We start from the raw sequence: 9032 nt of genomic DNA, 5'->3' as shown, positions 1-9032 counted from the left end.
GCGGTGGATCATCCGGCATCTATTCAGAATGATAAACCGCATTCGCGAGCAAGCCCGCTCCCACAGTGGATTTAGGCGCGTTTGAAATTTCAGGCATAAAAAAAGCGCCCCGAAGGGCGCTTTTTTTCGTTTCGCGTAACGCTTAGCGCTTCAGCGAAGCCGGCAGGTGCGGCTGGATCGCCGTCAGAACTGCCTTGAAGCATTTAGTGTTGCCGGCAACGATGTGGCCTTTTTCAAGGAAATCGTGACCGCCGGTGAAGTCGCTCACCAGGCCGCCAGCTTCTTGAATCAGCAGGGCGCCTGCAGCCATGTCCCACTCGGACAGACCCGATTCCCAGAACGCATCGAAACGACCGGCAGCCACGTAAGCCAGATCCAGGCTCGCCGAACCGGCGCGACGGATGCCGGCAGTCTGGCCAACCAGAGCGCGGAACATGCCCAGGTAGTTTTCCAGGTTGTCCATTTGATCGTCACGGAACGGGAAGCCCGTGCCGAGCAGGGCGCCGTCGAGGCTGGTACGGCCGCTGACGCGCAGACGACGACCGTTCAGTTGAGCGCCGCGACCACGGCTGGCGGTGAATTCTTCCTGACGAACCGGATCCAGAACAACTGCGTGTTCCAGGCGACCGCGGTATTTGCAGGCGATGCTGACGGCGAAGTGAGGAATGCCGCGCAGGAAGTTGGTGGTGCCGTCCAGCGGATCGATGATCCACAGGTACTCTTCGCCTTCGATGCCGGTACCGGCGTGCATGCCAGTCTCTTCACCGCGGATGGAGTGGTTCGGGTAAGCCTTGCGCAGCGCGTCGATGATTTTCTGTTCAGCGGCGCGATCGACCTCGGATACATAATCCTTGGCGTCTTTTTCGTCGACCTTGATGGTATCCAGGCGCTCGATGGAGCGGAAGATCAGTTCACTGGCGCTGCGGGCGGCGCGCAGCGCGATATTCAGCATGGGCTGCATGGATGTGTCACCTAAGGTTGTTAAAGAAAGCCGCGCATTCTATCAGAACTTTTCTTCAGGTGAAGGACGCTGTTCGCTTTCATAGCTTAACGGTAGGCTGTTCTGTAAGATTTGCACCCCTTTCCTGTGTCCGAGAGCGCCTCCCTTGCTGCAGAACATTCGTGTTGTCCTGGTCAATACCAGCCACCCCGGCAATATCGGCGGGGCCGCGCGCGCCATGAAAAACATGGGTCTGTCGCGACTGGTGCTGGTCGAACCGCGCCTGTTTCCGCACCACGAGGCCGATGCTCGCGCCTCCGGTGCCGGCGACATCCTTGAAAACGCGCAAGTCGTCGCCACCCTGGAAGACGCGTTGGTCGGCTGCAATCTTGTGCTCGGCACCAGCGCCCGCGATCGCCGAATCCCTTGGCCACTGCTTGATCCGCGCGAGTGCGGTACCAAAGTGGTCGAGGAAGCCGGGCAGGGCGCTGAAATTGCGCTGGTGTTCGGTCGTGAAGATTCCGGCCTGACCAACGAAGAGCTGCAGCGATGTCACTTTCACGTGCACATCCCCTCCGATCCGGAGTTCAGCTCGCTGAACCTCGGCGCGGCGGTGCAGGTGTTGAGCTACGAAGTGCGCATGGCCTGGCTGGCTGCACAAGGTCAGCCGAGCAAGATCGAGAAAGAAGAAGTGGCCTCGGTGAAAAGCGCCGAGCTGGCGACCATGGATGAGCTGGAGCGCTTTTATGAGCACTTGGAGCAGACGCTGGTCGCTATCGAATTTCTCGATCCGGAAAAGCCGCGGCACTTGATGGCGCGCCTGCGCCGGTTGTACGGACGCAGCTCGGTCAGCCGGGCGGAAATGAATATTTTGCGTGGCATCCTCACGGAAACCCAAAAAGCGGCCCGTGGTGAGCTTCTAAAGCGGAAGGACTAAATGATGTTTGAGCGTTTGCGTGAAGATATCCAGAGCGTGTTCCATCGAGACCCGGCGGCGCGTAACGCTTTTGAAGTCCTGACCTGCTACCCCGGCATGCATGCAATCTGGATCCATCGACTGGCCGGCATGCTGTGGCGTAACGAGCTGAAATGGCTGGCGCGGCTGGTGTCGAACTTCGGTCGCTGGCTGACCGGGATCGAAATTCATCCGGGCGCCAAAGTCGGTCGACGCTTTTTTATCGACCACGGCATGGGCATCGTCATTGGTGAAACCGCCGAGATTGGCGATGACGTGACCATTTATCAGGGCGTGACCCTTGGTGGCACCAGTTGGAACAAAGGCAAACGCCACCCGACGCTGGGTGATGGTGTTGTGGTGGGTGCGGGCGCCAAGGTGCTTGGCCCGTTCACCGTCGGCGCTGGTGCCAAGGTCGGTTCCAATGCTGTTGTGACTAAAGAAGTGCCGCCGGGCGCCACGGTAGTGGGAATTCCGGGGCGGATCATCGTCAAATCCGACGAAGAGCAGGACGCCAAGCGCAAGGCCATGGCCGAGAAGATCGGTTTTGATGCCTACGGCGTCAGCGAAGACATGCCCGACCCGGTGGCGCGCGCCATCGGTCAGTTGCTCGATCACCTGCAAGCGGTGGACGGGCGGCTGGAAGGGATGTGCGGCGCGTTGAAGGATCTGGGCAGCAATTACTGTGCGAAAGATCTGCCTGAGCTGCGCGAAGAAGACTTCGCCTGCGTCAAAGGCAAAGACGAATCCAAAGCCGGCTAGCGCCCCTGTAGGAGCTGCCGAAGGCTGCGATCTTTTGACTTTGCTTTCCATAAGATCAAAAGATCGCAGCCTGCGGCAGCTCCTACAGAGGCTTGCGCCGGCCGGTGTGCCATTACGCCGCAGACCCTGCTATCATTCGCGCGCTCTTTTGCGGGTAATCCTGACTAAAGTACTAGGTCTTAAAGTTGACTTAAATACTCGGGAATTGCATACTCGCCCCATTCTGAACTCCGTGGTAACTGTCCATGCGACTGACTACAAAAGGCCGATACGCCGTGACCGCCATGCTTGACCTGGCGTTGCACGCGCAGCACGGGCCCGTGTCCCTGGCCGATATCTCCGAGCGCCAAGGCATCTCCCTGTCCTACCTCGAACAGCTGTTCGCCAAGCTGCGCCGCAGCAACCTGGTTTCCAGTGTTCGCGGCCCGGGTGGTGGCTACCAGTTGTCCCGCGACATGCAGGGCATCCAGGTCGCCCAGGTGATCGATGCGGTAAACGAATCGGTTGATGCCACTAAATGCCAGGGCCAGGGCGATTGCCATTCCGGCGATACGTGCCTGACTCACCATCTGTGGTGCGATTTGAGCCTGCAGATTCACGAATTTCTAAGTGGTATCAGCTTGGCTGATCTTGTAACTCGCCGTGAGGTGCAAGAAGTAGCCCAGCGTCAGGACCAGCGTCGTTGCAACAGCAAGGCGCCACGCCTGGACAAGATTGAAGCGTCCGCCGTCGAATGACAGCCGAAGAGCTAGCGGTACGCCAGCCCTGATTTAGGAGATAGTCCATGAAATTGCCGATTTACCTTGATTACTCTGCGACCACCCCGGTCGATCCGCGCGTTGCGCAAAAAATGAGTGAATGCCTGCTGGTTGACGGAAACTTCGGTAACCCGGCGTCCCGTTCCCACGTATTCGGCTGGAAAGCTGAAGAGTCCGTCGAAAACGCCCGTCGTCAGGTGGCCGATCTGGTCAACGCCGATCCGCGCGAAATCGTCTGGACCTCCGGTGCCACTGAGTCCGACAACCTGGCAATCAAGGGTGCGGCACATTTCTATGGCTCCAAGGGCAAGCACCTGATCACCTCGAAGATTGAGCACAAGGCTGTCCTCGACACCATGCGCCAACTGGAGCGTGAAGGTTTCGAAGTGACCTACCTCGAGCCCACTGAAGACGGTCTGATCACCCCGGCGATGATTGAAGCGGCACTGCGCGAAGACACCATTCTGGTCTCCGTGATGCACGTGAACAACGAAATCGGCACCGTTAACGACATCGCCGCGATTGGCGAAATGCTCCGCGCCAAGGGCATTCTGTTCCACGTCGACGCCGCTCAGTCCACTGGCAAGGTCGAGATCGACCTGCAGAAGCTGAAAGTCGACATGATGTCGTTCTCCGCCCACAAAACCTACGGCCCTAAAGGCATCGGTGCGCTGTACGTCAGCCGCAAGCCGCGTGTGCGCATCGAAGCGACCATGCACGGTGGCGGTCACGAGCGTGGCATGCGTTCCGGCACCCTGGCGACTCACCAGATCGTCGGCATGGGCGAAGCGTTCCGTGTGGCCAAAGAAGACATGGCTGCTGAAAACGTCCGTATCAAAGCGTTGAGCGACCGCTTCTACAAGCAGGTCGAACATCTGGAAGAGCTGTACGTCAACGGCAGCCTGACCGCCCGCGTTCCGCACAACCTGAACCTGAGCTTCAACTACGTTGAAGGCGAGTCGCTGATCATGGCGCTCAAGGATCTGGCGGTATCGTCCGGTTCGGCGTGCACCTCGGCGTCGCTGGAGCCTTCGTACGTACTGCGCGCCCTGGGCCGCAACGACGAACTGGCACACAGCTCGATCCGCTTCACCTTCGGCCGTTTCACCACCGAAGAAGAAATCGACTACGCCGCGCAGAAAGTCTGCGAGGCCGTTACCAAGCTGCGCGCTTTGTCGCCGCTGTGGGACATGTACAAAGACGGCGTCGATATCTCGAAAATCGAGTGGGCGGCACACTAAATATAGAAGCCGCCAGATACAGATCCTGTAGCGACGCGGCGGTTTACGCAGCGCAGTTGCAGGGTCTCAAGAGCGGCCCTGATGAGTGAGGATTGAGAATCATGGCTTACAGCGAAAAGGTCATCGACCACTACGAAAACCCGCGCAACGTCGGCAAGATGAACGCGGAAGATCCTGATGTCGGCACCGGCATGGTCGGCGCTCCGGCGTGCGGCGACGTGATGCGTCTGCAAATCAAGGTCAACGACGCCGGCATCATCGAAGATGCCAAGTTCAAGACCTACGGCTGCGGTTCGGCTATCGCTTCCAGCTCCCTCGCCACCGAGTGGATGAAGGGCAAGACCCTGGACGAAGCAGAAACCATCAAGAACACTCAGCTGGCCGAAGAACTGGCCCTGCCGCCAGTGAAAATTCACTGCTCGGTATTGGCTGAAGACGCTATCAAAGCGGCTGTTCGCGATTACAAGCAGAAGAAAGGCTTGATCTGACTTTCTGGATTTGGCGACGAGTAAGGAGTCACCAATGGCTATCAGCATGACAGAAGCGGCTGCTCGACACGTGCGGCGCTCCCTCGACGGGCGCGGCAAAGGTGAAGGGATTCGTCTGGGTGTTCGCACCACAGGCTGTTCCGGCCTTGCCTACGTGCTGGAGTTTGTCGACGAGGTGGTTGCAGAGGATCAGGTGTTCGAGAGTCACGGCGAAAAAGTGATCATCGACCCGAAAAGCCTCGCCTACCTGGACGGCACCGAGCTCGATTTCGTCAAGGAAGGGTTGAACGAAGGCTTCAAGTTCAACAACCCCAACGTACGCGGTGAATGTGGCTGCGGCGAAAGCTTCAACATCTGAGGCTTGTCGTGGGTATTCCTTGTCATTTCGCTTTATTCGAGCTGCAACCGAGTTTCCGTCTGGATCTCGAGCAGTTGGCCACGCGCTACCGTGAGTTGGCGCGCGGCGTTCATCCTGATCGCTTCGCCGACGCTTCCGAGCGTGAGCAGCGAACCGCACTCGAGCAGTCTGCACGGCTCAACGACGCCTATCAGACGCTCAAGAGTCCGGCCCAGCGCGCACGCTACCTGCTGACCATCAGCGGGCATGAAGTGCCGATGGAAGTCACTGTCCATGATCCCGAGTTTCTTCTGCAGCAGATGCAATGGCGCGAAGAGCTCGAAGACCTCCAGGACAGTGCCGACCTCGACGGTGTCGCGGTGTTCAAGCGTCGCTTGAAAGTGGCTCAGGAAGAACTCAACGAAAGCTTCGCAGCCTGTTGGGATGATGCGGCGCAACGCGAACAGGCCGAACGCCTGATGCGGCGCATGCAGTTCCTCGACAAGCTCACCTACGAAGTGCGCCAGTTAGAAGAGCGCCTCGACGATTAACCCAGTGCCGCTCCGGTCGCACGCCTGATATACAGATAAGTCCTGATCACGATGGCCCTACTGCAGATCGCCGAACCCGGCCAAAGTCCTCAACCGCACCAGCGTCGTCTGGCTGTGGGGATCGACTTGGGCACTACCAATTCGCTGGTCGCTGCGTTGCGCAGTGGTCTTTCCGAACCGTTGGCCGACGCAAACGGGCAGGTCATCCTGCCGTCCGCTGTGCGTTACCACGCCGATCACGTCGAAGTCGGCGAGTCGGCGAAGCTGGCCGCCGCGTCCGATCCTTTGAACACTGTGCTGTCGGTCAAGCGCTTGATGGGTCGTGGTCTGTCCGACGTCAAGCAATTAGGTGACCAGTTGCCGTACCGCTTTGTCGGTGGCGAATCGCACATGCCGTTCATTGACACCGTGCAAGGCCCGAAAAGCCCGGTCGAAGTCTCCGCCGATATCCTCAAGGTGCTGCGTCAGCGCGCTGAAGCGACCTTGGGTGGCGAGCTGGTTGGCGCGGTGATCACCGTTCCGGCTTACTTCGATGATGCTCAGCGTCAAGCCACCAAAGATGCGGCCAAACTCGCCGGTCTGAACGTGCTGCGTCTGCTCAACGAGCCGACTGCGGCCGCCGTGGCGTACGGTCTGGATCAGCATGCCGAAGGCCTGGTCGCGATTTATGACCTCGGCGGCGGTACCTTCGATATTTCGATTCTGCGTCTGACTGGCGGTGTTTTTGAAGTGCTGGCCACTGGCGGCGACAGCGCGCTGGGTGGCGATGACTTCGATCACGCGATTGCCGGCTGGATCATCGAGAGCGCCGGGCTGTCCGCCGATCTCGATCCGGGCGCACAACGTAATCTGCTGCAAACCGCTTGCGCGGCCAAAGAAGCCCTGACCGACTCGGCCAGTGTTGAAGTGGTCTACGGCGACTGGAAAGCACCGCTGACCCGCGAAGCCTTCGATGCGCTGATCGAGCCAATGGTCGCGCGCAGCCTGAAAGCTTGCCGCCGCGCCGTGCGCGACTCCGGCATCGAGCTGGACGACGTACACGCTGTGGTTATGGTTGGCGGTTCGACTCGCGTTCCTCGCGTTCGCGAAGCCGTTGCCGAAGCCTTTGGTCGTCAGCCTCTGACCGAAATCGACCCGGATCAAGTGGTGGCCATCGGTGCCGCGATTCAGGCCGATACCCTGGCGGGGAACAAGCGCGATGGCGGCGAACTGCTGCTGCTCGACGTGATTCCACTGTCCCTGGGGCTGGAAACCATGGGCGGTTTGATGGAGAAGGTGATTCCGCGCAACACCACCATCCCCGTCGCTCGCGCACAAGATTTCACTACGTACAAAGACGGCCAGTCGGCCATGGCGATCCACGTTCTGCAGGGTGAGCGCGAGCTGATCAGTGACTGCCGCTCGCTGGCGCGCTTCGAATTGCGTGGCATTCCAGCGATGGTGGCCGGCGCAGCGAAAATTCGCGTGACCTTCCAGGTCGATGCCGACGGTCTGCTCAGTGTTTCTGCCCGTGAGTTGGGCTCAGGCGTTGAGGCGAGCATTCAGGTCAAGCCGTCTTACGGTCTGACCGACGGCGAAATCGCCAAGATGCTCAAGGATTCGTTCCAGCACGCCAATGACGACAAGGTCGCCCGCGTTCTGCGCGAGCAACAAGTCGATGCTCAGCGCCTGATCGAAGCGGTGCAGGGTGCTCTGGAGGTTGATGGCGAGCGTTTGCTCGACGCCGAAGAGCGCATGGTCATCGACCTGCAACTGCAGGAACTGGCCGAACTGATGAAAGGTACCGATGGTTACGCCATCGAGCAGCAGACCAAGCGTCTGTCGCAAGTGACCGATGCTTTTGCTGCCCGCCGCATGGATCTGACGGTGAAAGCCGCTCTGTCGGGGCGCAATCTGAATGAAATCGAGGATATCTGATGCCGCAGGTCATTTTTCTGCCCCACGAGAAGTTCTGCCCTGAAGGCATGGTGGTCGAGGCTGCGCCCGGCACATCGATTCTCGAACTGGCCCACGAACACCACATCGAGATGGAAAGCGCCTGCGGCGGCGTCTGCGCTTGCACCACCTGCCACTGCATCATCCGCGAGGGTTTCGACTCGATGGAAGAGGCTGACGAGCTGGAAGAAGACTTCCTCGATCGTGCCTGGGGTCTGGAAGCGCAATCGCGTCTGGCCTGTCAGGCTATCGTTGGTGAAGAAGACATCACCGTCGAAATTCCGAAATATTCGCTTAACCATGCGGCTGAAGCGCCGCACTGACTGGTAAGACTGTCATGAGCTACGGTTGGAATGATGTTCAACGTATTGCAGAAGAACTGGCCGAGGCCCATGCCGGCGTCGATCCATATTCTGTAGGTTTTGTCCGTTTGCAGCAGATGATCCTTGATCTGCCTGACTTCGATGGCACTTCTGGCCGTGTCGGCGAGAAGGTGCTGGAAGCGGTTCAGGAGCTCTGGGCCAAAGAATTGGACTGATCGTCTCGCAGGTTAGGCAATACCCAAGAACCCGCGTATAATTCGCGGGTTTAATTTTTCGCAAATTACCGTTTCTGGAGTTACACCATGGCTGTTCAACGCACTTTCTCCATCATCAAGCCTGACGCTGTTGCAAAAAACGTCATCGGCGAAATCACCACTCGTTTCGAAAAAGCCGGCCTGCGCGTTGTAGCTTCGAAACTGAAGCAACTGTCCAAAGCTGAAGCTGAAGGCTTCTACGCTGAGCACAGCGCTCGTGGTTTCTTCGGCGACCTGGTTGCTTTCATGATCTCCGGCCCTGTTGTTGTTCAGGTTCTGGAAGGCGAAAACGCTATCGCTCTGAACCGTGAGCTGATGGGCGCTACCAACCCTAAAGAAGCTGCTGCCGGCACCATCCGCGCTGATTTCGCTGATTCCATCGACGCCAACGCTGTTCACGGTTCGGACTCCGAAGCCGCAGCTGCTCGTGAAATCTCGTACTTCTTCGCAGCTACTGAAGTAACCACTCGCTAAGCATTGGCTTAAGA

Annotated in this window: 12 protein-coding genes; 11 read left to right on the top strand and 1 reads right to left on the bottom strand. The window is 58.7% G+C overall.

Annotation, left to right across the window (positions count from 1 at the left end):
* Positions 1-142: 142 nt before the first annotated feature.
* Positions 143-961 (bottom strand): inositol-phosphate phosphatase, encoded by an 819-nt coding sequence (gene suhB / locus QMX93_RS08820; RefSeq protein WP_008084666.1) that lies wholly within the window; start codon positions 959-961, stop codon positions 143-145.
* A gap of 145 nt (positions 962-1106) precedes the next feature.
* Between suhB and trmJ the strand changes: the two genes are divergently transcribed.
* From trmJ to ndk, 11 genes are all read left to right on the top strand, one after another.
* Positions 1107-1877, top strand: a complete 771-nt coding sequence (trmJ, locus tag QMX93_RS08815) for a tRNA (cytosine(32)/uridine(32)-2'-O)-methyltransferase TrmJ (protein ID WP_108226533.1) — start codon at positions 1107-1109, stop codon at positions 1875-1877.
* A 3-nt stretch (positions 1878-1880) separates the two neighbouring features.
* A complete protein-coding gene (cysE, locus tag QMX93_RS08810; protein ID WP_007964422.1) occupies positions 1881-2657 on the top strand; it encodes a serine O-acetyltransferase in 777 nt (258 codons plus the stop codon).
* Between the two features lie 245 nt (positions 2658-2902).
* A complete protein-coding gene (gene iscR, locus QMX93_RS08805; protein ID WP_003227911.1) occupies positions 2903-3394 on the top strand; it encodes a Fe-S cluster assembly transcriptional regulator IscR in 492 nt (163 codons plus the stop codon).
* A gap of 47 nt (positions 3395-3441) precedes the next feature.
* Positions 3442-4656 carry an IscS subfamily cysteine desulfurase gene (locus QMX93_RS08800; protein WP_008084662.1) on the top strand — a complete coding sequence of 405 codons (1215 nt, stop codon included), beginning with the start codon at positions 3442-3444 and terminating at the stop codon, positions 4654-4656.
* A gap of 101 nt (positions 4657-4757) precedes the next feature.
* Positions 4758-5144 (top strand): Fe-S cluster assembly scaffold IscU, encoded by a 387-nt coding sequence (iscU, locus tag QMX93_RS08795; RefSeq protein ID WP_007916892.1) that lies wholly within the window; start codon positions 4758-4760, stop codon positions 5142-5144.
* Between the two features lie 34 nt (positions 5145-5178).
* Positions 5179-5502, top strand: a complete 324-nt coding sequence (gene iscA, locus QMX93_RS08790; protein WP_003227904.1) for an iron-sulfur cluster assembly protein IscA — start codon at positions 5179-5181, stop codon at positions 5500-5502.
* An 8-nt stretch (positions 5503-5510) separates the two neighbouring features.
* Positions 5511-6032 (top strand): co-chaperone HscB, encoded by a 522-nt coding sequence (gene hscB / locus QMX93_RS08785; RefSeq protein ID WP_053123537.1) that lies wholly within the window; start codon positions 5511-5513, stop codon positions 6030-6032.
* Between the two features lie 51 nt (positions 6033-6083).
* Positions 6084-7949 (top strand): Fe-S protein assembly chaperone HscA, encoded by a 1866-nt coding sequence (hscA, locus tag QMX93_RS08780; protein ID WP_212545594.1) that lies wholly within the window; start codon positions 6084-6086, stop codon positions 7947-7949.
* Positions 7949-8290 carry an ISC system 2Fe-2S type ferredoxin gene (gene fdx / locus QMX93_RS08775; protein ID WP_007916885.1) on the top strand — a complete coding sequence of 114 codons (342 nt, stop codon included), beginning with the start codon at positions 7949-7951 and terminating at the stop codon, positions 8288-8290. Before hscA ends, fdx begins: the two co-directional genes overlap by 1 nt.
* A gap of 14 nt (positions 8291-8304) precedes the next feature.
* Complete coding sequence (iscX, locus tag QMX93_RS08770; protein ID WP_053123533.1) at positions 8305-8505, top strand: Fe-S cluster assembly protein IscX; 201 nt, start codon at positions 8305-8307, stop codon at positions 8503-8505.
* 87 nt (positions 8506-8592) lie between these two features.
* Complete coding sequence (gene ndk, locus QMX93_RS08765; protein WP_007916882.1) at positions 8593-9018, top strand: nucleoside-diphosphate kinase; 426 nt, start codon at positions 8593-8595, stop codon at positions 9016-9018.
* The last annotated feature ends 14 nt before the right edge of the window (positions 9019-9032 follow it).

The sequence above is a fragment of the Pseudomonas sp. PS01303 genome (assembly GCF_029959385.1).
Taxonomy (GTDB): domain Bacteria; phylum Pseudomonadota; class Gammaproteobacteria; order Pseudomonadales; family Pseudomonadaceae; genus Aquipseudomonas; species Aquipseudomonas rustica.
This window is presented reverse-complemented; position numbering and strand designations above follow the sequence as displayed.

What these genes read in the sequence shown, in the direction of transcription:
- iscR (WP_003227911.1), top strand. Translation starts at nt 2,903, where the DNA reads ATGCGACTGACTACAAAAGGCCGATACGCCGTGACCGCCATGCTTGAC.
- iscX (WP_053123533.1), top strand. Translation starts at nt 8,305, where the DNA reads ATGAGCTACGGTTGGAATGATGTTCAACGTATTGCAGAAGAACTGGCC.
- suhB (WP_008084666.1), bottom strand. Translation starts at nt 961, where the DNA reads ATGCAGCCCATGCTGAATATCGCGCTGCGCGCCGCCCGCAGCGCCAGT.
- cysE (WP_007964422.1), top strand. Translation starts at nt 1,881, where the DNA reads ATGTTTGAGCGTTTGCGTGAAGATATCCAGAGCGTGTTCCATCGAGAC.
- hscA (WP_212545594.1), top strand. Translation starts at nt 6,084, where the DNA reads ATGGCCCTACTGCAGATCGCCGAACCCGGCCAAAGTCCTCAACCGCAC.
- ndk (WP_007916882.1), top strand. Translation starts at nt 8,593, where the DNA reads ATGGCTGTTCAACGCACTTTCTCCATCATCAAGCCTGACGCTGTTGCA.
- QMX93_RS08800 (WP_008084662.1), top strand. Translation starts at nt 3,442, where the DNA reads ATGAAATTGCCGATTTACCTTGATTACTCTGCGACCACCCCGGTCGAT.
- iscU (WP_007916892.1), top strand. Translation starts at nt 4,758, where the DNA reads ATGGCTTACAGCGAAAAGGTCATCGACCACTACGAAAACCCGCGCAAC.
- fdx (WP_007916885.1), top strand. Translation starts at nt 7,949, where the DNA reads ATGCCGCAGGTCATTTTTCTGCCCCACGAGAAGTTCTGCCCTGAAGGC.
- iscA (WP_003227904.1), top strand. Translation starts at nt 5,179, where the DNA reads ATGGCTATCAGCATGACAGAAGCGGCTGCTCGACACGTGCGGCGCTCC.